This is a genomic window from Colwellia psychrerythraea, from assembly GCF_000764185.1.
GTDB lineage: Bacteria > Pseudomonadota > Gammaproteobacteria > Enterobacterales > Alteromonadaceae > Colwellia > Colwellia psychrerythraea_B.
The window spans coordinates 59,043-82,451 of the sequence record NZ_JQEC01000033.1 but is presented as its reverse complement, the minus strand read 5'-3'; the positions used below and the strand labels follow the sequence as shown (position 1 = coordinate 82,451).

General features: G+C 38.0%; 21 protein-coding genes. 20 read left to right on the top strand and 1 reads right to left on the bottom strand.

The window, feature by feature from the left end; all coding sequences use genetic code 11:
• Window positions 1–4: 4 nt before the first annotated feature.
• The 8 genes from mshL (at window position 5) to GAB14E_RS25550 (ending at window position 8,890) form a co-directional block, all read left to right on the top strand.
• On the top strand, window positions 5–1,813 hold the full coding sequence (gene mshL / locus GAB14E_RS10685; protein ID WP_231562045.1) for a pilus (MSHA type) biogenesis protein MshL: 1,809 nt from the start codon (window positions 5–7) through the stop codon (window positions 1,811–1,813).
• A gap of 45 nt (window positions 1,814–1,858) precedes the next feature.
• On the top strand, window positions 1,859–2,761 hold the full coding sequence (locus GAB14E_RS10690) for an ExeA family protein (RefSeq protein WP_033082537.1): 903 nt from the start codon (window positions 1,859–1,861) through the stop codon (window positions 2,759–2,761).
• Window positions 2,758–3,936 (top strand): tetratricopeptide repeat protein, encoded by a 1,179-nt coding sequence (locus GAB14E_RS10695; RefSeq protein ID WP_033082536.1) that lies wholly within the window; start codon window positions 2,758–2,760, stop codon window positions 3,934–3,936. Before GAB14E_RS10690 ends, GAB14E_RS10695 begins: the two co-directional genes overlap by 4 nt.
• Before the next feature lie 8 nt (window positions 3,937–3,944).
• Window positions 3,945–5,657 (top strand): GspE/PulE family protein, encoded by a 1,713-nt coding sequence (locus GAB14E_RS10700; protein WP_033082535.1) that lies wholly within the window; start codon window positions 3,945–3,947, stop codon window positions 5,655–5,657.
• Window positions 5,658–5,750: 93 nt separating this feature from the next.
• Window positions 5,751–6,980, top strand: coding sequence for a type II secretion system F family protein (locus GAB14E_RS10705; RefSeq protein WP_033082534.1), 1,230 nt, complete (start codon window positions 5,751–5,753; stop codon window positions 6,978–6,980).
• 11 nt (window positions 6,981–6,991) lie between these two features.
• Window positions 6,992–7,483: a hypothetical protein gene (locus GAB14E_RS10710; RefSeq protein WP_033082565.1), complete on the top strand. Its 492-nt coding sequence runs from the start codon at window positions 6,992–6,994 to the stop codon at window positions 7,481–7,483.
• Window positions 7,484–7,692: 209 nt separating this feature from the next.
• On the top strand, window positions 7,693–8,379 hold the full coding sequence (locus tag GAB14E_RS10715; protein ID WP_052093703.1) for a pilus assembly FimT family protein: 687 nt from the start codon (window positions 7,693–7,695) through the stop codon (window positions 8,377–8,379).
• A gap of 40 nt (window positions 8,380–8,419) precedes the next feature.
• The gene (locus GAB14E_RS25550) at window positions 8,420–8,890 is read left to right on the top strand and encodes a prepilin-type N-terminal cleavage/methylation domain-containing protein (RefSeq protein ID WP_033082533.1); all 471 of its coding nucleotides are present in this window, start codon (window positions 8,420–8,422) and stop codon (window positions 8,888–8,890) included.
• A gap of 422 nt (window positions 8,891–9,312) precedes the next feature.
• Here GAB14E_RS25550 and GAB14E_RS10725 read toward each other — a convergent pair whose 3' ends face one another.
• The gene (locus GAB14E_RS10725; protein ID WP_033082532.1) at window positions 9,313–11,025 is read right to left on the bottom strand and encodes a PglL family O-oligosaccharyltransferase; all 1,713 of its coding nucleotides are present in this window, start codon (window positions 11,023–11,025) and stop codon (window positions 9,313–9,315) included.
• A 161-nt stretch (window positions 11,026–11,186) separates the two neighbouring features.
• On the opposite strand from GAB14E_RS10725, the gene GAB14E_RS25545 reads away from it, so the two are divergent.
• From GAB14E_RS25545 to GAB14E_RS10780, 12 genes are all read left to right on the top strand, one after another.
• Complete coding sequence (locus GAB14E_RS25545; protein WP_052093702.1) at window positions 11,187–11,687, top strand: type II secretion system protein; 501 nt, start codon at window positions 11,187–11,189, stop codon at window positions 11,685–11,687.
• Window positions 11,687–12,274, top strand: a complete 588-nt coding sequence (locus tag GAB14E_RS24145; RefSeq protein WP_052093701.1) for a prepilin-type N-terminal cleavage/methylation domain-containing protein — start codon at window positions 11,687–11,689, stop codon at window positions 12,272–12,274. The genes GAB14E_RS25545 and GAB14E_RS24145 overlap by 1 nt, the downstream gene beginning before the upstream one ends.
• On the top strand, window positions 12,261–12,839 hold the full coding sequence (locus GAB14E_RS10735; protein WP_052093700.1) for a type II secretion system protein: 579 nt from the start codon (window positions 12,261–12,263) through the stop codon (window positions 12,837–12,839). The genes GAB14E_RS24145 and GAB14E_RS10735 overlap by 14 nt, the downstream gene beginning before the upstream one ends.
• Window positions 12,839–13,591 (top strand): PilW family protein, encoded by a 753-nt coding sequence (locus GAB14E_RS10740; RefSeq protein ID WP_033082530.1) that lies wholly within the window; start codon window positions 12,839–12,841, stop codon window positions 13,589–13,591. The genes GAB14E_RS10735 and GAB14E_RS10740 overlap by 1 nt, the downstream gene beginning before the upstream one ends.
• Window positions 13,581–14,018 carry a PilX N-terminal domain-containing pilus assembly protein gene (locus tag GAB14E_RS10745; RefSeq protein WP_052093699.1) on the top strand — a complete coding sequence of 146 codons (438 nt, stop codon included), beginning with the start codon at window positions 13,581–13,583 and terminating at the stop codon, window positions 14,016–14,018. The genes GAB14E_RS10740 and GAB14E_RS10745 overlap by 11 nt, the downstream gene beginning before the upstream one ends.
• A 162-nt stretch (window positions 14,019–14,180) precedes the next feature.
• The gene (locus GAB14E_RS10750; RefSeq protein WP_033082529.1) at window positions 14,181–14,783 is read left to right on the top strand and encodes a hypothetical protein; all 603 of its coding nucleotides are present in this window, start codon (window positions 14,181–14,183) and stop codon (window positions 14,781–14,783) included.
• Window positions 14,784–14,955: 172 nt separating this feature from the next.
• A complete protein-coding gene (locus GAB14E_RS10755; RefSeq protein ID WP_033082528.1) occupies window positions 14,956–15,174 on the top strand; it encodes a hypothetical protein in 219 nt (72 codons plus the stop codon).
• Window positions 15,174–19,940 carry a LamG domain-containing protein gene (locus GAB14E_RS10760; RefSeq protein ID WP_033082527.1) on the top strand — a complete coding sequence of 1,589 codons (4,767 nt, stop codon included), beginning with the start codon at window positions 15,174–15,176 and terminating at the stop codon, window positions 19,938–19,940. Before GAB14E_RS10755 ends, GAB14E_RS10760 begins: the two co-directional genes overlap by 1 nt.
• Before the next feature lie 180 nt (window positions 19,941–20,120).
• A complete protein-coding gene (locus GAB14E_RS10765) occupies window positions 20,121–21,164 on the top strand; it encodes a rod shape-determining protein (RefSeq protein WP_033082526.1) in 1,044 nt (347 codons plus the stop codon).
• Window positions 21,165–21,335: 171 nt separating this feature from the next.
• The gene (gene mreC, locus GAB14E_RS10770; protein ID WP_052093698.1) at window positions 21,336–22,232 is read left to right on the top strand and encodes a rod shape-determining protein MreC; all 897 of its coding nucleotides are present in this window, start codon (window positions 21,336–21,338) and stop codon (window positions 22,230–22,232) included.
• Window positions 22,232–22,711 (top strand): rod shape-determining protein MreD, encoded by a 480-nt coding sequence (mreD, locus tag GAB14E_RS10775; protein WP_033082525.1) that lies wholly within the window; start codon window positions 22,232–22,234, stop codon window positions 22,709–22,711. Before mreC ends, mreD begins: the two co-directional genes overlap by 1 nt.
• Before the next feature lie 61 nt (window positions 22,712–22,772).
• Window positions 22,773–23,402: a Maf family protein gene (locus GAB14E_RS10780; RefSeq protein ID WP_052093697.1), complete on the top strand. Its 630-nt coding sequence runs from the start codon at window positions 22,773–22,775 to the stop codon at window positions 23,400–23,402.
• Window positions 23,403–23,409 lie beyond the last annotated feature (7 nt).

The window sequence follows — 23,409 nt, the reverse complement described above, 5'->3', positions numbered from 1 at the left end:
CCCTATGAATAAATTAAAAATTAAAATAGCTTTGTCAGCGTTATTCTTTGCACTAGTTGGCTGTCAATCTGTACCCAATGATCCGGTTGAAATAAAAGCAGATCTTGATAAGACTATTGAAGAAAGCAAAAGATTTAATGGACCAAAACCGTTAACACAAGTGCCAAATTCGGTTCAGCAAGAATTGATGTTAGACAGTATGAACCAGGCAAAACAAGGTATGTTGGCTGAAAAACGGTTGGAGGTTTCGGCAACAGAAGTTGCAGCTAAAGATTTTTTTCAAGCAATTGTCAGAGGGTCTCGTTATAACGTGGTTATTCACCCTGATGTTGTTGGACAAATTTCATTGAGTTTGAATAATGTCACGCTATCAGAGGTCTTGGTCGTTGTTGAAGACGTCTATGGTTATGAAATAGTTAGAATGGGAAATATAGTAAAAGTTTTTCCTCCGGGCATACGCACTGAAACTATTGCTTTAAATTATTTATTTCTAAAACGTTTTGGCTCATCGAGTACCACTATCAATTCCGGTGGAGTCTCAGAAAATGATCCTAATAGTGGCAACAATAGTAGCAATAACAGCGGCAATAATAGTAGCGGTAATGATAGTAGTGGCAATAATAGGGGCGGTAACAGTGGCTCTAATAATCAAAATAGTGGCATCAATTTATATACTGAAAATGAATCTGATTTTTGGACTGAACTGAAAGAATCATTAACAGCCTTTGTTGGTACGGGTGAAGGTCGCTCTGTCATAGTATCCCCTCAGGCCGGCTTAGTGACGGTACGTGCCTTACCGCAAGAAATTACTGCTGTGAAAAAGTTCATTAAAGATACCGAAAGCCACTTACATCGCCAAGTGATTATCGAAGCGAAAATTATGGAAGTTACCCTTAATGATGATTACCAGCAGGGTATTAAGTGGGAAAAAGTGCTCGATCAAGTGGGTAGTGCTGAAATAGTCTACTCAACTACGGGCAATGTTGTTGGTAATGTTATCTCTAACACCATAGGCGGTGTTAATACTATGGCATTTAGCAAAAAAACCAATGGCAGTGAGTTTTCTGGTGTCATTGAGTTATTACAAACGCAAGGTAATGTACAGGTGCTTTCAAGCCCACGTATTACTGCTACTAATAACCAAAAAGCAGTTATTAAAGTAGGTGAAGATGAATACTTTGTTACTGAAGTATCTAGTACCACCACGACAGGTACTTCAACCAGCACCACACCTGAGGTGGAATTAACACCGTTTTTCTCTGGTATTGCCCTCGATGTTACCCCGCAAATTAGTAAAGATGGCAGTGTTATTTTACATGTTCATCCGTCGGTAACCATTACCGAAGAGCAAACAAAAGTAATTGAAATTGGTAGTGAAAGATTAGTATTACCATTGGCACAAAGTAGTGTTCGAGAGTCCGATACAATTATCCGTGCTCAATCGGGAGAAGTTGTGATAATTGGCGGTTTAATTGAGACTTATAAGGTTGATATTGAATCTAAAACGCCGATACTAGGTGATATACCTTACCTTGGCGAGTTATTTAAAAACAAATCACAAAGCTCACAAAAACGAGAGTTGGTGATCATGCTGAAACCCATTGTTGTTGGTCAAGATACTTGGAAAAATCAACTTCAAGATGCGCGAAGTCTGCTAACTAAGTGGTTCCCAGAAGAAATTGAAGAATGTGAATTATCGGATGAAGGTAAACTAACGCCGGAGTGCCAAGAGCAATGTGCTGTAGCTGACTATGCTCAAAAAAATGAAGTTTGCCAAGCAGTTAAAGAAAATTCAGCTAAGAGCAACGAATAAGCCTAAGTGCTTATTTGTTTAACTTAGTTGTGTTAGCGAAATAATATGTATTTGTATCACTTCGGTTTAGCCGAGTTACCCTTTACGCTAACGCCTAATACCAACTTTTATTTGCCATTAGCGCCGCACAATGAAGCATTGGCGGTACTTTTTACCGCACTGAAAACTGGTGAGGGTTTTATTAAAGTTGTTGGTGAAGTAGGTACAGGTAAAACACTATTATGTCGAAAGTTGCTCAATGAAATACCGGAACACTTTGTCACCGCATATATTCCTAACCCTTACTTAAATCCAGATGAATTAAGACGTGCTGTTGCTGTTGAACTTGGTGTTAAACAAGCACAACGTATGTCGGTGCAATTACTGACTCAACGTATTCAAACTCGTTTGTTAGAGTTACATGGGCAAGGGCATTCTGTAGTACTAATACTTGATGAAGCGCAAGCATTACCGGAAGATAGTTTAGAAGCATTGAGGTTATTTACTAATTTAGAAACAGAAACACGCAAGTTGTTGCAAGTGGTTTTATTTGCTCAACCTGAACTTGACCAACGGCTAGCCAAAACGGAGTTTCGTCAATTGAGGCAGCGCATCACTTTTGCTTATAAATTAAGAGAAATGAACGCCAGTGAGGTGCAACAATATATTCATCACAGATTACAGGTAGCGGGTTATAAAGGGGCAGAACTCTTTTCTGCCCGACTTTGTAAAGATATTACTCGCGTAAGTAAAGGTGTACCACGCTTGGTTAATATTTTATCTCATAAAATGTTAATGCTTGGTTATGGTCAAGGGCACTATAAAATGACGGTCAAGTTACTCAAAGCAGCGGTAAAAGATACTGAAAGTATCGAACAAAACAGCAAACGCAGTGTGTTGTTTTTTTCATTGTTAGGCCTACTAAGTGTTTTGTTCTTTATTTATTATACCGTGGTGGGAAAATTATGAGTGTTATCAATCAAATGTTAAAGGATTTGGAGCAGAGAAGTCCTGAGTCAAATGGCCTTGCTGTACAGCCAGCGAATACTAATTTACCCCATTCACCAATAAAAATTGTCGGCATAACGGCTTTTTTGATGTTGATTATATGTTTTGCTAGTTTTTATGTCTGGCAGTTAATCACTGAAAATAAGGTCTTGCGAGCGGGGCAAAAAACAAGCGAATTAAATTCGGCACAGCAGTCCTCTCAGGTTAAAGTTGCACAGAATGTAAGTCATGCTCAAAGCGTAAGTGAAAATATTCCAGCGCCAGTATATGCCAAGATAAACACAAATAAGGTTGTAACTGCTAAGTTAAAACAAGCCGTAGAGTTTGCACCAGCCACAGTATTAAGACAAAGTAAAAATCATGCTGTTAAAATTACTGAGCCACAAGTTCCGCCCAAGCAAATAAAAAAAAATAATATCAGTAGAGTAACCCCTACCAAAAAAGCACAAGTTATTAGCGATGACCACAAGCATTCTGGCTCAGTAACAAGCCACAGTCATGATATTACCAGCACTGAAAAAGTTAAAGCTACGGCTAACAGGATGTCGGTATCACGTCGACAATTATCGGCGGATGAGTTGGCTAAACAAAAACTGGTCCTAGCTGAAAAGGCGCTTGCAGCTAATCAAATATCAAAAGCCGAAAAACTGCTTGAAGATGCAATAATTATCAAACCAGGTGATAGTCAAACCCGTAAAAAACTAGCCGCTTTATGGTTTGGTCGTCAAGCCTACCAAGATGCAGTTAACTTATTATCACAAGGTATATCGTTAAATAGCAAAGATAGCGGCTTACGAGAGATGAAAGCCCGTATTTATTTAAAACAAGGGTTGTTTACGGCAGCGCTTGATTCGTTAAAACCTTTAGCTCAGTTGAAAAATGAGCAATATCAAATCATGTTAGCGAATACCGCTCAGCAGGCCGAGCAAAATGAAGTTGCGGTTCAGGCATATGAAGTATTGATAGCAATGCAACCTGATAAGGGTCGTTGGTATCTCGGTTTAGCCGTATTGTACGACAAAAATAGCCAATTTTATTTGGCAACTGTGGCTTATAAAAAGGCACTGACAAAAAATGATTTATCCGTTTCTTCAGAACAATTTGTTGAGCAACGTTTACAAGCAATAGGACAGTAGGACAAATTATGGCAGCACCCAAATTAAAGATGCGTTTAGGTGACTTATTGGTACATGAAAATATCATTTCCAATGAGCAACTCATGCAAGCCTTGTCGAGTCAAAAGCAATCGGGTAGAAAACTCGGTGATACTTTAATTGAGCTTAATTATTTATCCGAAAGGCAATTATTGCAGTTTTTAGCCCAGCAATTAAATGTACCGTTTCTTGATATTAGCCAGCATAAAATTGCAGCTAATGTCGCCAGTCTATTACCAGAAGTTCATGCCAGGCGTTTAAGAGCGCTAATCATTGAAGACCGTGGTAATTCTATTTTATTAGGTATGAGTGATCCTGCTGATTTAAGCGGGCTAGATCAGTTAGAGCGCATGTTAGCGCCTAAACGTATTGAACTTGCAGTGGTGATGGAATCACAAATGTTTGATGCTTTTGATAGCTTGTACCGACGTACAGCGGAAATTGAATCATTTGCTAGTCAGTTAGAAGAAGAATACGAAGAGTCATCGAGTTTTGATTTAGCCACCACTTTTCTTGATGAAGGTGGTGATGCTACCGTTGGTAAACTACTGCAATCAGTGTTTGAAGATGCGGTGCAAATGCGTGCATCAGATATACATATTGAACCAGAAGAAAACCAATTGCGTATTCGTCAGCGTATTGATGGTGTCTTGCAAGAGAAAATACTTAAAGAGAATAAAATTGCCTCGGCCATGGTGTTACGTCTTAAGTTGATGTCTGGTTTAGATATATCCGAAAAGCGGATACCACAAGATGGACGCTTTAATTTAGATATCAGTGGTCATAATATTGATGTGCGTATGTCGACTATGCCAGTGCAATATGGCGAGTCGGTAGTAATGCGATTATTAGATCAATCAGCTGGTTTATTATCACTCGAACAAACGGGTATGCCAGCCGATATTGTTAAACGTGTTCGCATGCAAATCCATCGTCCACATGGCATGGTATTGGTCACAGGGCCAACAGGTAGTGGTAAAACAACTACCCTTTATGCCGCTTTAAGTGAACTCAATGAAGCCAGCAAAAAAATTATTACCGTGGAAGACCCGGTGGAATACCGTTTACCTCGTATCAACCAAGTACAGGTAAATACGAAGATTGATTTAACCTTTTCCAGTGTTTTACGAACTGCGCTTCGTCAAGATCCCGATATTATGATGGTGGGTGAAATGCGAGACCAAGAAACTGTAGAGATCGGACTTCGAGGTGCGATAACAGGTCACTTAGTATTATCAACGTTACATACCAATGATGCCATTACTAGCGCCTTACGTTTAATTGATATGGGCGCAGCAGGATTCTTAGTAGGTAGTGCCCTGCGCGCTATCGTTGCTCAGCGATTGGTACGAAGAGTGTGTGATTCTTGCTCAACACAATATCATGCGGATGAACAAGAACTCTTTTGGCTAAATAACTTAGCGGGAGAGGTCGCGAGAAATGCTCAGTTTATGCATGGGAAGGGCTGTCAAACGTGTCAATATACTGGCTATAAAGGTCGTATAGGGGTATTTGAACTGCTTGAAATGAATGAAGGCATGATGTCGGCTTTAAAGCGCAATGATAGTGAATTATTTGGTAAGCTAGCTAAGGAGAGCCCTAGCTTTACGCCACTGGCAAAAGCAGCATTTGATTATGCGGTACAAGGGGTTACAACCGTGGAAGAAGTATTACGTTTAGTTGAAACCATTGATATTAATTAATCAGTTTATTTACAGGTAGTTTATTTCCGGGTAAGTAATTAATTGAGTGTTGATTAGTTGAAAAATAACATACGTTAAAACATAGAGAGTTTTATGGCCTCATTTAATTATACCGGGCGAAATGCCAACGGTAGTCAAGTAAAAGACAGTATTGAAGCAGCTAACATAGATACTGCGGCTGAAAAAATATTTAAAAAAGGCATTACCCCTATTTCTATTGTCGCTGATAAAAGCGGTGACACTAGTGTTGGCAGTACTGATATCTTTGAGTTATTTAACAACGGTCGAGTTTCATTAGAAGAGTTAATTATCTTTTGTCGACAGATGTACGCGTTAATGCGCTCAGGCGTGCCTATTTTACGAGCAATAAATGGCATGGTTGAATCGGCAAACTCTGCAACTTTAAAAAAAGCACTGACAGATATTGGTAAACAACTTGAAGGGGGTTATACATTTTCCTCAGCATTAAATCATCATCCCAAGATTTTTGACCACCTGTTTGTTTCTTTAGTTCACGTAGGTGAAAATACCGGTCAAATTGATCTGTCTTTTTTGAAATTAACCTCTTACCTTGAGCGTGAATTAGATACTAGAAAACGTATTAAAGCGGCGTTGCGTTACCCAAGTATGGTGGTTATTGCGTTAATTGCAGCCATGGTTATTCTAAATATTTTTGTTATTCCAACCTTTGCCAATATGTTTTCTCGCTTGGGGGCTGAATTGCCACTGCCAACACAGTTTATTATTGCTAGCTCAAATTTATTTATTAACTACTGGCACTATATGTTACTTGGCGTAGTTTTAATCTTCTTGATGATAAACCAATCTCTTAAAAGCAAGCAAGGGCGGTATCAATGGGATAGAAGGAAAATTAAAATTCCAATTATTGGTAGCATAATCGAGCGCTCTATTTTAGCGAGATTTTCTCACAGTTTTGCAATAGTGTTAAAGGCAGGTGTGCCGATGACAACAGGATTAACACTGGTGGCAGAAGCAGTTGATAATACCTACATGCAAGATAAAATTAGCGCGATGCGTCAAAGCATAGAAAGTGGCGAAAGCTTATTAAGATCCTCTGTCGCAAGTAATTTATTTACCCCTTTGGTCTTACAAATGGTTGCCGTTGGCGAAGAAACAGGTCGCGTTGATGAATTACTCGCCGAAGTAGGTGATTATTATGAACGTGAAGTTGATTATGACTTAGCCACATTAACGGCAAGAATTGAACCGTTACTATTGGTTGTTGTTGCCGTAATGGTACTCATCTTAGCGTTAGGTATATTTACTCCAATGTGGGACATGGCTTCGGCTATGCAAGGTTAGTTGTGAATATCATGGCGAAACCACCTAGTTATGCTGATAAAAGGCAGCGTTCAGTCGTTGAGTTTATTATTGTTGTGGTTATTATTGTGGTAATGATGAAATTCTTACTGGATCTTTTTTTTAGTCAACAAGAACAAATAACCAATACTGCTTTTGTTGGTTTGGCGCAAAGCTTTACTAGTAAAATAAATGTTATTCATGGCCAATGGCTGATGGACAAACAGCCTAATACAGTGGTATTAAGCCGTATGAATAGTAAAGAGAAACAATATGTTCAGGTAAATAAATTAGGTTGGGTTGATAATAATCATTTAAGTTTAGCTTGTCATAAAATATGGCAACAAACCTTAACAATGCCGTTACAAGTTGTTAAATCAGCAGTGGTCGCCATTGAAATACAAAATAATTCTTTGAAAAGCGGCCGCTTATGCCGTTATAGTATTGCTAATGGCCAGTCTTTTGATTATCGTAGTGATACAGGTAAAGTACGTCAGGTTAATTAAGTTGTTAATGAGTAGATGATCACTGTAACTTAATTCTATGACAATTTATTTAGCAGTCACAAGTAATTACAGCTATTGGCTATTGAAAAGTGGTCTGTCACTGTCCATAATGTTAATATTAAAATTCTTAAATGTTTTAGATAAAAATTTTGAGCTAATGTTTATGAATCACTACTCATAGCGTTATCTAATATGAAAAGGTTATTTCAATGATAAATAGCATTACCCATAACGACACTATCAATAAAAGTCAACTTCAAGCAGCTATTCGTCCCACTGCTCAAACAGGTTTTACTTTAATTGAATTAGTTATTGTCGTAGTTATTCTGGGTTTTTTAGCAGCAACAGCTATTCCCAAGTTTGTCGATTTAACAGAACAAGCTAAACAAGCTAATATTGAAGGCATGGCCGGTGGCTTTGCCACGGGTGTATCACTTGCTCGTTCACAATGGGAAGCAGAAGCTAGACCAAAAGATACTGCTGGTGTAAATATGGTTAATTATGATGGTACTGTGGTTTATTTAACAAGTTCTGATGACAGTACTTCACCGACTATTAGCCCAGGTTATATAGTTGGCACCAACAGTGGTGCTGGTATTAATGGAAAAACTATGGAAATTGCTGACTGCATTTCGGTATGGGATAGTTTATTACAACAACCACCATTACTTGCCAGTAGTGTTACCGATATTAATAATGATGGCAGCTTTAGGTATTTAGCCAATGTTTCGAGTAGCGGAGCCAATACTTTATGTCATTATCACTTAAAAGAAACCTTACAACGTGATAGTGATGGTGCTTACCTTGCCCCTTCAGATTTAATAACTATCGGTAATAGTTTTAGCTACCAACCAGCTAATAGTTCAGTTATTATTTATATAAATGATAAAGCGTAAACACTTTAAATTAATTTTGTTCGTAAATTGAGGAAAAAACATGAAAAGTAGTATCAATGTAAAAACAGGTCAACAAGGTTTTACCTTAATTGAATTAGTGGTAGTTATTGTTATTTTAGGCATTTTAGCGGTAACAGCAGCACCAAAGTTTATTGATTTAACCAGCGATGCGAAATCATCAGTTGTACAAGCTGTTGAAGGTGCATTAAATTCAGCTGCGGATATGGCGCATGCTAAAGCATTGGTTGATGGAACAGTTGATGGAACTATTAGTATCGCTGGTCAATCTATTACGTTTGAAGATACATATCCAAATGCTACATCAATTGATTTATTGATGGATATTGATACAGAGTTGAGTGTTGGTGACTTTATTCTGGGTACCTCTGGTACTGCGGCAACTTATACTCATGCTAAAGCTGCTACTGCTGCTGAATGTTACGCATATTATACTCCAACAACAGATAAAAATGTTAAACCTGTAATCAAGAGTGTTACAACAGACTGTTAATTATTTGCCAACCCTTCAAGGGAATTAGTAAATAAAAGCCGAGTAACGCTCGGCTTTTTTGTGCCTATTAGTTTAGTATTCTTCTTACAAATAATCGAAAGTAGAGTACTTCAGTTGTCGATGAAATGTTGTAAATGTTATAAGGCTATGGGAAGCGCCGGGGTATATAGTTATAATATATATTGTTTTGTTGCCCTTGAGGCAGGAGTCAGTGTAATCATACTCTCATATTGATTGGGTAAGGTGTTGAGCTCACTTCACAATATTGTGTGCCAGACAGTAGTACTCATTTCACATTTAACTATGCTAAGAACTGAACTCTGCCGATAAATTAATTATACTCAGGACAAAATTTCCTCAAAAATTAATTCTACTCAAAATGTAATAACTAAAGCCAAGTTATGTCAAAGCTAAGTTACCTATTATCCTTTAGACTTCTTAGCTTCTAATATACTATCTTGCCAATCAACTTTTTGAGGGTAAGTACGTCTCGCCTCTTTAAGCAATAGCTGGTAGGCTTGTGTTTGATTAAGTGCCTTCAATACTAATAAGGTATTAACATAAAGCACTGCTCTAGGTTTATGTCTAATACGTTTTAATGCCCAATCTAAGTAGCTTTTAAGTTTAACTACATCTTTGTCACGTACACCACTAATTAAAATATGGGCATAAACAGCGGCATCTAAACGACTTTTCCAGGCAATGGGGTTAATTATTTCGTTTAACCGCTCTAATGCCCGCGGGTCAGTGGCATGTTTTTCATGTTCTACTAATATGTTTGCCGTTTGTATGGTGGTGACTAAAAAAGGAATGAAAATAGTCGGAATTAAGATCGCAAAAAACCGTATTAAAAAAGTTTGTGGACAATTGACAAACTTATGCTCTTCACTTTCAGCTAAAGCATACCTGTCAACCAACCAAAGCAGGATCAAAAATATCAACCAATGAGCGACTGAGCTATAAAAAGGAAACTCTAACTGGCTGTGTAACAGTATTGGTATTACCAAGGCGAGCAGTAGCAACCCCTTGTCTAAGGGGATTTTACGCCAAGTACATATAAAGCCGATGGTAAAAAATACAAAGGCGAGTAAGGCAATAACTCCACCCTCAACTACCCAAAAAAGCACCTCGTTATGAGGATGCGATAGGCGAGTAATGGTATTACCTATGTCGGGGTGTGTATCAGCATACTTATTAAAGTGATCAATAAAGCCCCGCTCAAAACCACCGTAACCGTAACCAAGTAGTGGTTTTTCTTTAATCATGTCAGCACTGACAATAAATATAACATCACGTACACCAACGTTTTCATAGACTTGTTGACCGCGGGTTGGTGTTGTTGAGCTTTCAAGGCTAATGCTGGCAGTTAGCACCGCAATTGAGATAACGATTAAATTAGTGAATAACTGCTTTTTGTGTTTTTTATATAAGTACGGGCAGGTAAGTAATAAAACTGCGATTGCAGCGACAAAACCGGTACGCGATTGCAGTAGTACTAATAAAAAGCTGGTCACAAACAAACTAAGCATTATTAGTAGGTTAAATGCGTATTTTGTCTTATTTTTTCTAGTAAATAGTTTTACCTTTACTGAGAGAAAACTTGCAATAGCAAAACCCGTTGCCATAAAACTTGCCATAACATTAGGTTGTAAAAATACGCCATGCGGTCGACTACTACCAACGATATAACCTCCCCAGTCACCCTCGGCAAAGATAAAAAACTGCACTAGACCAAAAATAGCTTCAATAACTACCGCAATAAGGATTACGGCAAGCAAATGAAGTGCATCGTGTTTTGAAAGGTTAAATTGATAAAGCGAAAATAGAAATAGTAACCCACCGACTAAGGCTAAAACTCGAGGGATGGCATGATCGGTAAATTCAAAATGATAAAAAATAGGTATAATCAAACAAGCACAGCCCAACGTGAGCCATAGCAGCATTTTGCTATAATAGACTCTCTTATTTAGGCTGATTTGCCACAGTCCTAGTCCGATAAGTACTGAGGTTATTAACCAGGCTATAATATTGTATGAAAAATATAAACCAACACCGCCAGGGGTATCTAAGATAACGTGCATGCCAACAAGAAAATAAAGAACCAGAAAAAACTTAAAATAGGGGAGTAAAGTCAAAATAACTTCTTGTGGGGGAATACGATGATTGAGTATACAATTTATCGTCAAATTGTTGTAAGATATTAATAATATTTTGTTGTAAATACTATCGGCCAAATTTTCTAATCTTAGGTCGCTATTTATACAAATAAGTAGACCGGGCTCAATAGAGAGAGATAATGAAGAATAAAGGTTTTACATTAATTGAATTGGTTGTGGTGATTGTCATTTTAGGCATATTAGCTGTGACAGCTGTGCCTAAATTCATAAACCTAAAAGCAGAAGCACAAACCTCAACTTTACAGGGAATACAGGCTGCAATGCAAAGTTCTTCAGCGCTTGTTTATGGCAAATCTATAGTGAAAGGTAATCACAAAGAACCATTTAGCTTAGACAACACTGTTAATATTGGTGACACTATAGGCGGTGGGGAATTATTAGTAGTGTACGGCTACCCGATTGGAGTTTTCTCGCAATTTCAGCGTTTATTAGAGCTTGACTCTGTAGGTGATGACTCAACTTATAGGTATACAACGATAGGGACAAATTTTACGACTTTTGTCATTAATTTCAGAAAAGATGTTGTGCCAACGAGTATAAATGATGATTGCATTGTCGTTTATACTTCAGCAGATGATGTTGGCCTAAGCCCAACTTTTAAAGTCAATGATTGTGTTTAATGAAAGCATTCAAGTCAAATAGCATTAACTGCCATTATGACTTTGGCTTTACTCTAATAGAGTTGCTTGTTGTTATCATTATGATATCAATAATGGCGGTAACAGTGTTGCCTAAATTCTTTAGCTCAAATGGCTTTGAAGAATACACATACCGAGATGAGTTAATTACCAAGTTAAGAGCAATTCAACTACGCTCTATGCAGCAAACTACAGATACAGTTTGTCATCAAATTCAAATGCAATCATCACTAAACCCAAATATCATCGGCTTGCAGGATACTGATCCTATTGCTGTTGATAAGTGTCGAATAACTAACCCAGCTCCGCCACCAAAATTTTGTTATACAGACACTAACAACAGCAATACAGTCTGCTACGCTGGTGATACCACCACAATTATTGTTGACCCCAAACATAATGTTAGTTTTGCTATTTCTGAAGGTTTAACTAGTTTCAATTTTTCTCATTTGGGTAAACCAGAGGGTTGTATTGTAGAAGATCCTTGCAAGGTTGAGATAACTATTGCCGGGGAAAGCTCTGTAAAAATTGAGATTAATACCGAAGGCTTTATTCATGCAATCCCGTAATCCTCAATTAGGCAATCATAAGGGTTTTACCTTAATAGAAACAATAGTGGGTATTGTTATTTTAGCTATTTCTTTTTCTGTATTAACCACATTGATACATCCTGTTGCCCAGCAAAGTGCAGATCAATTACATCAAGTAAAAGCCGCTGAATTAGGGCAATCAGTACTGAATGAAATTCAAAATAAAGCCTTTGATGAGAAATCAGATATGGCCGGAGGCATAGTTCGTTGTGGAGAAAACTCAACTTCTTGCACCCCATCTTCACTTTTAGGACCTGAAGATGGAAGTGATGGACGCGATGATAATAATGAATACACTCGGGATTTATACGATGATGTTGATGATTATAATGGCTTAACTTATGACTCAGATGAGATAGAGAATTCACAAGGTGATAAATTAGATTTATACCTTGGTTATAAGATGATTATAACTGTTTGTAATGATGCTAATTATGATGGCACTTGTTCTGGAGATAATAAAACAGCTAAGTTAATTACGGTCACAATTACCACACCGACAGATTTTTCAATGAGCTTTTCAACTTACCGAGCAAATTTCTGATGAAGCAACTAACAGGTAAAGGATCATCTGGTTTTACCTTGATTGAAATGATAACTGTGATTATCATTCTCGGTGTACTTGCTGCGGCGGTTAGTAGTTATATTAAGTTTGCCACTCAAATTTATATCGAAGCGACTACGAGAGAGCAATTAATATCTTCGACACGTTTTGCAATTGAGCGTTTAAATAGAGATGTTAGAAACGCACTGCCAAATAGTTTAAGGCTAACAAATGCAAATCTATGTCTAGAGATGTCGCCAATACTCGCAAGTACAACCTATATCGATATCCCTGTAGCACCTGAAGATACGAGTAATACTATTGATGTAATTGAATTCGATGATACATTTATATGGGCACTAAATAGCAACTGGAGTGTTGTTGTTTATCCGCTAAACTTTGATGATGTATACGGTAGCAATAATAAAGTCTTCGATGTGAGTAGTATTAGCTCTCCAGGAGATATACGGGTTGTCACATTAGATAGTAGTGTGCAATTTTCAGAAGACTCGCCCACCCAAAGGATCTACTTTATTAATGCCAATGACACGGTTAGCTATTGTTTAGTGGGGGAGATACTGACAAGAAATAACGTGCCAATAGCGCAAGATATTCATAATGTTAATCTGCCTTTTGAAATTACTCCCGCTACGCTACAACGAAATGCCATGGTGCAAATAAATTTATTATTAGAAAAAAATAATGAGCAAGTGAGCTTTAATAATGAAATACAGGTGCTAAATGTTCCTTAATTTACCGATGAAACTAGGAATAACCAACAAACAAAGTGGCAGTGCAATGGTACTTGCACTCTTTATTATGGTTATTGTTACTTTATTAGGCGCAGCTCTGGTTAGAATGATCAGCTCTAGCTCAGAAACCATCGTTTATGAAGTCTTAGGTACTAGAGCGTATCAAGCAGCTCAAGCTGGCGCACAAAGAAAGCTAAGTGAAGTGTTCCCTCTATTACCCGGCACTGGCAATTGTACTGCTGGTAGCATTTGGGATTACTCTGCCATAGAAGGCCTAGAAAATTGTAAAGCCTCCGTTGTTGATTGCGTAGAGGGCCCTACAGTGGATGAAATCACCTACTATACTGTAACTAGTACCGGCCAATGTGATGTAGCCGGTGTATTTACTTCTAGAACAATTGAAATAAAAGCGCGACGTTTACAATGATTATTACATTGCGAATTTAGTGTCATTTTTTTTTACAATCCTATCTGATGTTCAATCGATAAAACCATTAACTTACTGTAACAAAACTATTTTTATGTTTTGGCCTAGAATATGCATTCTCTATGCTGTTGAGTGTTATCTTTCCCGTCCTGGAGTAGTAAAATGAATAAGTTTGTTGTAAATGGGTTACTGTTTTTTGTTTTTTTTGTTTTTTCGTCGATTTCGCAAGCGACCTTAATCACAAACTTAACTCAAGCTGAGTTAGATTCTGGTGATTTTAGTAATGCAGAAGATCACCTTGTCGGTGGGTTATTGGATATCAATTATATCAATTATAAAGGTTATGATTGGGCGTGGGTTTCTCCTGTAAACATTGAATCTTTTGGCGGAAATACGTTATACAACCCAGATTTACAAAAAAACTGGATATTTGCTGATAAGACCTTACTTACTATTTTAAAAACGGAGCTTACAATAGCTGATTTTACTGCGGATAATGGCGATATAATACAGGCAGCGAAATTTTTTAACTCTGAATATGAACATGTAGACAGTGATAACTTCCGTCCAGATGCCTTAAGTAGTGAATTGACTGATCCTAATCATTTTTTGGCTGATTTACTGCAAGGGTTCGAAACTTTCTATGTAAGAGAAGCTTTGACTACGGGTGTTGCTCCATCACCAATTCCAGAGCCTTTAAGTATTCTTCTTTTTGCAGTTGCCTTTATCATTTTGCAAAGTAAATTAAAAAACAAGTCAGCTTAAATTATTCTTTAGAGTTATGTTATAGCTATAAATAAGTTTATTAAGTAATAAAAAACCTTTATCCAAAGCCCCGTATCATGGGGCTTTTTTTATGCTTTTTATTGCAAAAATAGGTGCTTAGCGTTACCTTTGTATTAACTTCTGCCATATGAATTGAAGCCTTAACGCCAATATGTCTATTCGTTATCAGCAATTGCCTGAAAATAAAGTACACACTAATTTACTTACTATCTCTACACAGCACGGTAGCTCTATGGTGCTTTCCTTATTTGTTATTATACTGACCTTATTCGCTAGCATTTTAATATGCATTATTTTCACCAGCAGTAAAACTGTATCGCAAGAAGTGTTGGGCAGTCGCACTATTCAAGTTGAAGCGAGGAGTTTGTAATGTCAATTCGCCTTATATTAATCCTCTGGTTCACCGTCATTTATACTCCTGCAGTTTATGCTGCGCAGTGCCTAGATATTTTTCCAAGTGCTACTAATGAAAACGTAGCAGCACAAGGGTTAGGCTTTATCAATGTACCAATTTTCTCGCCTGTGGATGGCTTTTTAATAAATCCACAATCTCTTTCATTAGGCGATAGCCAGCATCAAATTAATGCGCAGGAGCAAGAGATATTCGTCACATCAACCCCAATAACCGAAACTTCTGCAAGGTTATACCTTTCGGGAAGTGTCGCTTGGAGTAATGCAAAAATCAATGTTGGTGGTAATCCAGAAGACCTTATTATTATAGTAAGTGGCTCGTTAGATATCACAGGTGGTAATACTGAAATTAATGCCATCATTTATGCTTATGGTGACGTAAGTGTTACGGGTAATGTTGAAATAAATGGTGCGATAGCATCTGAAGTTGGACTTAGTACTAATCCAGCAGTAAATATTAATTATGATCAAAGCGCAATTGACAGTGCGGATTTTAATGGTATGTGTGGTAACACTGGAGCACCGACTCCACCGTTAAGTTGTGATGTCTTATTTCCGGGTAGTGGTCCGCTAGCAAGTTTTGGTAACATTGGTACAATTGAAATAAAAGGCAGCGTTCAGTGTAATCCGGGTAACTGCAGCATCGAAAATGTTACTCAGGAGCGTTTACCGACTATTCCTGCAGGGGGCTCTAATTTAGGAGAGTTTAATCGTGGCTCTTTATCTGACGAGGAATATAATTTATATAGTAGTTGGAAGTCTAGTCGTACCTCAGTTACTTTTGATGATAGCTCTGGTACTGCCGTCATATATATAGAAAGTAATGGCAATGATATTATGTTGCCTGAAAATACCCGCTTAAATGTTACAGGTAATGCCACTAATACTCCTGCAGAAGTGTTATTGGTCATTAAAACTGATAAAAAAGTTGAGATCGGTAAAAATTCAATTTTAAACGCCTTTATTTATATTGTTGCAGATGAAGAAGTTAAGATAAATGAAGACGTAACTATTAATGGTGCCTTTACGGTAATTACCGATAAGCTTACCGTTGAAGAGCGCGTAGAGTTAACTTACAATCTAGGCGATTTAGATGATTTTAATCCTCATGGCTATTGTGACCCTGTTCCAGCGGCGCCCGTAATACCTATTGCAAATTACCAATTTGATGAGTGTGCTTATACTGGTGCTACTTCTGAAGTATTAGATCAAATAGGCAGTTATCACGCGACTGCTTTTTCTAGCGTAAATACTAGCGAAAATGGTCAAATAGAGCGCTTTATTGATATCTCCAATGCAAGCCATCACATTGAAACTTCGATTCCTTTACCTACAGATTTCACTGTATCAACTTGGTTTAAGAAACCTACTTCAATTACTGGTAACCGTTATTTTATCTTGGGAGCGATGCAATCGGGTGGTGACTTATTATATATTGATCGAAATAATAGTTGGCGCTGGGGTGTTTGGGATGGCGGTAGTGCGAGTAATGGTCAGTTCTCTTTCTCCAATTTGGATGATAATTGGCATCATTTAACCTTAGTCTATTCTGCGGGGAACACTCAGCTTTATATTGATGGCGTGCTTGAAGATACAATTAATAGGGCACCATCTGGTACATTAAAATATATAGGCACTTCGCTTGATGAGATAAATGGCAGTAACCCTCAGGGATTCAGATCGCCTTTGGATGAGTTCCTTGTTTATGATGTAGCCCTTGACGCCTCAGAGGTATTAACCATCTATGACAACCAATTAGCTGCTAATGACTATGACGGTAGTACTCGTGCTTCAGTTTCCTGTTCAGGATTATTAGCATTTTATCAATTTGAACAAACTGATATCTCTGTCCAAATTAATGATACTAGTGGTTTAGATAATCATGCAGATGTTCCATTTATAGGAGCATCTATGGCAGATGGTAAATATTGCCGAGGCTTTGATAGTGTGAGTTATAATCGTTTTGATTATACTGGGACTGCCTTTCGTTCTGAACTAGATCTCGATGAAGGTGTTGGTTTACGTGGCACCATTAGTTTTTGGTTTAACAGCACAATAAATTGGAATACTGACTTTGAAAGAGTCTTGTTTGATGCCAGTTCCGGAAGTAATGCAACGGATAAATACTTTGTTTTTGAAATACAGCAGGATGGCCGACTAAAATTTGCCTTTGAAGATTCAGTTGATGCTGATTTTTCTTTAATTGAATCATCAACTAATAATCGTCAGGCAGATACTTGGTATTACTTAACAGTAACATGGGATTATCTTGCTAATGACTTCGCTATTTATGTTGATGGAGCACTGCAAATTCAACAAACCAAAAATACCAATGGTGCTATGGGGGAACTGGACCAGATAGTGTTTGGCGATAATTCATCAGACTATACTCAAACAGGGAACTCCCCTGTTGCCTCACCTTACTCATCACGTGGTAATTATGATGAAGTTAGAATATATAAAAAAGTTCTGACCCAGAGCGAAATTCAAATTGATATGAATGATAACAACGGTTGTTCAGTGATCGATCACTTTGAAATAAATAGCCAAAATGGTCAGGGCTTAACCTGTGAAGCAGATTTAATTACAATTAAAGCTTGTGCTGATGCATCTTGTAATACCTTAAATACTGACGCTATAGATGTAGTTTTGTCTGTAACTGATCCAGTTAATAATATCGTGCTAACAAAAAATGTTATTGTGGTTGGCGGTGAGATAGATGTTAATTATGTTCATACCAAGGTAGAAGTGGTTTCTTTAAGCTTAGATCAAACTTATGAGTGTATAAACGGTTATCCAACTGATTGCGATGTAACCTTTCTAGATGCTGGTTTTGTATTTTCAACTATAGATGATCAAGTTGCAGGTGTAGATTTTTCAGGTATTAATATTCAAGCGGTCAAAGATATAAATGGTGTATGTACTGACTTATTGTCAGGATCTAAAACGGTCGATATGGCGATGGAATATATTGCGCCTAGTAGAAGTACGGCAAATAAATATTTTATATCAGGCACTGAGATTGATAAAAATCTTGCCGGCACTGTAAATGATTACACACCAATATCGCTAAATTTTGTTGCTAATTCTATTGCTGATTTGGGGACCAATAAATATAACGATGCAGGGCAAGTAAAATTATATGCACGTTATGTTGAACCCGCTAGTGGTGGTAACCCTAGTTTTACCATTGAAGGTTCATCGAATGATTTTTGGGTCAGTCCACATCACTTTTCTGTTGTTGCAGAAAATGGCAGTATAATTTTAGATAATACAACCACTACTTCTCCGACAACTAAAAAACAGGTTGCAGGAGATGATTTTACCATATCGTTCACTGCCGAGAATGCTGACAACAATGCAACAACTAACTACATTGCGCAACAAGCTCAATTACAACTTGAGCGGACAGGACCTACATCTGGAGGTGCTGAAGGCACCTTGAAATATAGTAATAGCGAGAGTATTTCTAGTCAGCTTAATGATGGGTCTTTAGGTTACTCTGACGCAGCAGAGGTGGTATTTGATTTAAATGGTAAGTATGAGTTTAATACTGCAACCTATAGCGAGGTAGGATTAACTAAGCTCTATATCCGAGACAACAATTATGGATCCGGTGTATATAAAGCTGAAAGTAGTGCCGATGTTGGTAGGTTTATACCTGCATATTTTACTCAGACTGTTGGAGTTCACGGAGAACTGAGCGCTTATCACTATTCGACCTGTGATCTTATTACCTATCCAGAGACCGATGATTGGGCATATGCAGGACAAACTAGAGATAATAGTGGCAATACCGTTGGTGCTATTTCATATGCGGATTTCTTATCACCTACCATACACATAACGGCATTTAATCGAAGTGGTAATATCACGAAAAACTACACAGAAGATGGCTATATGAAGTTGACTTCATCAGGCATCACAATACCTGCACCAACAGCTGATAATTCAATGCCTCGTCTTTTTCCAACAGTACCTTTGGAAAAGGTTCAGCTTAGCGCAAATATGAGTGCAGGTGATGAGCCTGATGCAATTGGTACAAATGACTTTGTTTCATACACATTTAATCAGCAAGACCACTTTATTTATGAACATAACAAACACTCAAAACTGCAACCTTTTTCAGTTAATATCCCTTTTCTTGTTACAAGTGTCGAAGATGGTGACGAGGTAAAACTCTATAGCGGCAGTGATACAAATATTATCGCTACAGAGAAAGTCATTACTACCGGAGTTGAAGTACATTTTGGTAGGTGGTTACTTGAAAATAGCTATGGCCCTGAAACGTCAAACTTACCGGTAACCATGTTTATTCAGCACTTTGACGGTACTAATTTTATAACAAACGATGAAGAAAACTGCTTAGTTCCTTCTGTCGGTGTTAAAGATCTTACCGGCAATATAGGTGATGGAGGGATGCCTCTGTGGAATTACCGTTTAGCTGACTTAGATGGTTTTGATAACCTGGTACCTACGGATACAGATGCAAGTTTTGCCGATCTAAATAAAAGTTTTGTCAGTGGCTTATATCAATGGTTACTTTTTTCTGCGCCAGGGGCGGGTAAGATTGGTTCACTTGAAGTTGAATACCAAGTGCCACCTTGGTTGCAGTATGATTGGAATAATGACAGTGATTTTGATAATAACCCGACAGCAAAATTAACATTCGGTCTTTTTCGTGGTAACGACCGTATTATTTATCAGCGCGAGATAGATAAATAAAGTAAGCAAATACTACTAGATATGAAAATGAGACTTGTGTCTCATTTTTTTGACTTTTCTTTAGTGCTTTCTTTTAAAAAAGCAACACATTAGACAAATACTAAGGTATGATTATCCGATCTGTTATTCGCAACTTAACAGCGTCTTCTTAATTAGCACTCTACAGGACATTTTGAGCTTATGTTTAAAAAAATACGCGGCATGTTTTCTAACGATCTTTCCATTGATCTTGGTACCGCCAATACACTTATTTATGTAAAAGACCAAGGTATTGTATTAAACGAACCTTCTGTAGTTGCTATTCGTCAAGACCGCTCAGGTGGCTCTAAAAGTGTTGCTGCCGTTGGTGTTGCCGCTAAAGCTATGTTAGGTAGAACACCGGGTAATATTGAAGCTATACGTCCGATGAAAGATGGTGTAATTGCCAATTTTTTTGTTACCGAAAAAATGCTCCAGCACTTCATTAAACAAGTGCATAGCAACAACTTCTTACGCCCAAGTCCAAGAGTTTTAGTGTGTGTTCCTTGTGGTTCAACACAAGTTGAACGTCGTGCCATACGTGAATCTGCAATGGGCGCTGGCGCTCGTGAAGTTTATCTCATCGATGAACCAATGGCTGCGGCTATTGGTGCAGGTATGCCGGTATCTGAAGCGACGGGTTCTATGGTGGTTGATATAGGTGGTGGTACTACCGAAGTTGGCATTATTTCACTAAACGGTGTGGTTTATTCATCATCAGTACGTATTGGTGGCGATAAATTTGACGAAGCTATTATCAACTATGTGCGTCGTAATTTTGGTAGTTTAATTGGTGAAGCCACGGCTGAGCGAATTAAGCATGAAATTGGTTCAGCTTACCCTGGTGAAGAGTTAATTGAAATTGAAGTACGTGGTCGTAACCTTGCTGAAGGTGTACCGCGCAGTTTCACGTTAAACAGCAATGAAATTTTAGAAGCATTACAAGAGCCATTAACTGGTATTGTTAGTGCCATTATGGTTGCTTTAGAGCAGTCACCACCAGAGTTAGCTTCTGATATTTCAGAGCGCGGTATGGTGTTAACTGGCGGCGGGGCATTATTAAAAGATCTTGACCGTTTGTTAATGGAAGAAACAGGCATTCCAGTAGTTGTTGCTGATGATCCATTAACATGTGTTGCTCGTGGCGGCGGTAAGGCCCTAGAGATGATTGATATGCATGGTGGTGATCTGTTCTCATACGAATAGCCGCTGGAAGTTTTTATTGCTAATGACTCCAATGACTTCAGAAAAAGTACTCATTGACTAGCGTCAACTCCGTGCTATTGCTTTGTACTTGGAGTCATTAGCTGCAAAAACATCTCAGCTTTATTTTTATCAGTTGTGTCTTTGCACAACACTCTTCATAACTGACTTTTTATGAACCCAATTTTTAATCAAGGCACATCACCAGCGCAGCGGCTTACTTTGGTACTGCTTTGTTCTGCAGCCTTGATTTTTTTCGATCATAAAATGGCGAGCTTTGAAACTGCCCGTGGTTATTTACAGTCACTGGTTAGCCCTCTGCAATATATGGCCAATGCGCCTAAACAAATGATGACTTGGGCATCAGAAAATATTGTTATTCGTCAGCAATTAATGAAAGAAAATCAACATTTCCGTGAAAATGAGCTGTTTTTTCATGAACAAGCAATGCAACTCGATATTGTTCGCCAAGAAAATGAACGCTTACGTTCGTTGCTGTCGTCACCCGTTCGTGGTGAAATTAAAAAAATGTTTGCCGAAATATTATCTGTTGATAGCGATCCCTATTCGCATCAAGTAGTGATTAATCGCGGTACAAATGATGGCGTTTATGAAGGCCAGCCAGTACTTGATGAAAAAGGCATTGTTGGACAAATATTACATGTAGGTGCCAGTAGTTCGAGAGTTATTCTAATAAGTGATATATCACATGCAATCCCGGTACGTATTCAGCGTAATGGCTTAAGGCTTATTGCTTCAGGCAGCGGTCAGATAGACCGACTTATACATAATTTTGTCGCACACAGTGCCGATGTCAAAGAAGGTGATCTGTTAGTCACCTCAGGTTTAGGTGGCAAATATCCAGAGGGCTACCCTGTTTCTCGTGTTGTGTTAGTACGTACTGATGAATCCCGTGAGTTTGCGACTATTTACAGCCAGCCGGTAGCGCAAATTGATAGGTTACGGTATATGTTATTACTTTCTAAAGAAACGACAAAAGAACCCTCTGCAGAGGCATCAAAGACAAACTCTGGCTCGTTAAAAAACTCTAGCAAAGCAGGTAAGTCATAATGTTTAGCAATAATGGCATCGTGATTTTGTTGACCTTGCTCATAGCTATAATGGCCAGTATTACTCCTATGCCACTGAGTGTTGATGCGTTTCGCCCCGATTGGGTCTTAATTGTATTGGTTTATTGGTGCCTAGCTTTACCGAATAAAGTAAATATTATTACGGCTTGGGTAATGGGTTTTATTCTTGATGTCTTACTTGGTTCTGTATTAGGGGTGCATGCTTGTGCTATGGCATTATCGGTTTATATTATCGTGGTTAACTTTCAAAAAATTCGAAACTTCTCCGTTTGGCAGCAAGCATTAATCATCGGTGTACTTTCCGCACAATATCATCTGGTAGTATTTTGGTTACAGCGCTTTTTAAGTGATGTTGTCTTCCTGCCTAATTATTTATATCCAGTGATTACCACTATAGTACTTTGGCCTTGGGTATTTTTATTGTTACGTCGCGTACGTCGCCACTTCCGTATTAAGTAATCCTGCATTCAATCATTCTACTCACTCTAAGGGCTAGCTATTTTAGCTGTATTTGTTTTTTATGACCAACCCAATAGCTAACTCAATAAACACAAGTCAAAAGCTAATATTAGCCTCGCAGTCTCCAAGACGCAGCGAGTTATTAGCACAACTAGGTTATCAATTTTCTGTTCAACCCAGTGATATAGATGAAACAGTAACTAAAGATGAAGTTGCCCATGACTACGTATTACGCCTAGCAAAACAGAAAGCACAACATGTGTTTTCTTTACTATCCCAAGCTGAACAAAAACATAGTCATGTCTTAGGCTCAGATACCAGCGTGGTTTTTGATGGGAATATTTTAGGAAAGCCTGATAATGAAGCTGATTGCATTAAAACATTAACTTTGTTGTCCAATAATCAACATCAGGTATTAACGGCTATTGCTCTGGCAAGTATTTCAGGTGTAGTAGGTCAAGTTATAAGTACAGAAGTGTCTTTTAAAGCACTGACAATAGAAGAAATTTCAAGCTATTGGTTATCCGGCGAGCCACAAGACAAAGCCGGTAGTTACGGTATTCAAGGCATTGCCGGACAATTTGTGAAAACTATTAATGGCAGTTATTCTGCTGTGGTTGGTTTACCACTATATGAAACAACCGAATTACTGGCTAATGCCGGCTTTACTGGCAGCATCCATGCAAAATAATTATTTG

What these genes read in the sequence shown, in the direction of transcription:
- mshL (WP_231562045.1), top strand. Translation starts at nt 5, where the DNA reads ATGAATAAATTAAAAATTAAAATAGCTTTGTCAGCGTTATTCTTTGCA.
- GAB14E_RS10690 (WP_033082537.1), top strand. Translation starts at nt 1,859, where the DNA reads ATGTATTTGTATCACTTCGGTTTAGCCGAGTTACCCTTTACGCTAACG.
- GAB14E_RS10695 (WP_033082536.1), top strand. Translation starts at nt 2,758, where the DNA reads ATGAGTGTTATCAATCAAATGTTAAAGGATTTGGAGCAGAGAAGTCCT.
- GAB14E_RS10700 (WP_033082535.1), top strand. Translation starts at nt 3,945, where the DNA reads ATGGCAGCACCCAAATTAAAGATGCGTTTAGGTGACTTATTGGTACAT.
- GAB14E_RS10705 (WP_033082534.1), top strand. Translation starts at nt 5,751, where the DNA reads ATGGCCTCATTTAATTATACCGGGCGAAATGCCAACGGTAGTCAAGTA.
- GAB14E_RS10710 (WP_033082565.1), top strand. Translation starts at nt 6,992, where the DNA reads ATGGCGAAACCACCTAGTTATGCTGATAAAAGGCAGCGTTCAGTCGTT.
- GAB14E_RS10715 (WP_052093703.1), top strand. Translation starts at nt 7,693, where the DNA reads ATGATAAATAGCATTACCCATAACGACACTATCAATAAAAGTCAACTT.
- GAB14E_RS25550 (WP_033082533.1), top strand. Translation starts at nt 8,420, where the DNA reads ATGAAAAGTAGTATCAATGTAAAAACAGGTCAACAAGGTTTTACCTTA.
- GAB14E_RS25545 (WP_052093702.1), top strand. Translation starts at nt 11,187, where the DNA reads ATGAAGAATAAAGGTTTTACATTAATTGAATTGGTTGTGGTGATTGTC.
- GAB14E_RS24145 (WP_052093701.1), top strand. Translation starts at nt 11,687, where the DNA reads ATGAAAGCATTCAAGTCAAATAGCATTAACTGCCATTATGACTTTGGC.
- GAB14E_RS10735 (WP_052093700.1), top strand. Translation starts at nt 12,261, where the DNA reads ATGCAATCCCGTAATCCTCAATTAGGCAATCATAAGGGTTTTACCTTA.
- GAB14E_RS10740 (WP_033082530.1), top strand. Translation starts at nt 12,839, where the DNA reads ATGAAGCAACTAACAGGTAAAGGATCATCTGGTTTTACCTTGATTGAA.
- GAB14E_RS10745 (WP_052093699.1), top strand. Translation starts at nt 13,581, where the DNA reads ATGTTCCTTAATTTACCGATGAAACTAGGAATAACCAACAAACAAAGT.
- GAB14E_RS10750 (WP_033082529.1), top strand. Translation starts at nt 14,181, where the DNA reads ATGAATAAGTTTGTTGTAAATGGGTTACTGTTTTTTGTTTTTTTTGTT.
- GAB14E_RS10755 (WP_033082528.1), top strand. Translation starts at nt 14,956, where the DNA reads ATGTCTATTCGTTATCAGCAATTGCCTGAAAATAAAGTACACACTAAT.
- GAB14E_RS10760 (WP_033082527.1), top strand. Translation starts at nt 15,174, where the DNA reads ATGTCAATTCGCCTTATATTAATCCTCTGGTTCACCGTCATTTATACT.
- GAB14E_RS10765 (WP_033082526.1), top strand. Translation starts at nt 20,121, where the DNA reads ATGTTTAAAAAAATACGCGGCATGTTTTCTAACGATCTTTCCATTGAT.
- mreC (WP_052093698.1), top strand. Translation starts at nt 21,336, where the DNA reads ATGAACCCAATTTTTAATCAAGGCACATCACCAGCGCAGCGGCTTACT.
- mreD (WP_033082525.1), top strand. Translation starts at nt 22,232, where the DNA reads ATGTTTAGCAATAATGGCATCGTGATTTTGTTGACCTTGCTCATAGCT.
- GAB14E_RS10780 (WP_052093697.1), top strand. Translation starts at nt 22,773, where the DNA reads ATGACCAACCCAATAGCTAACTCAATAAACACAAGTCAAAAGCTAATA.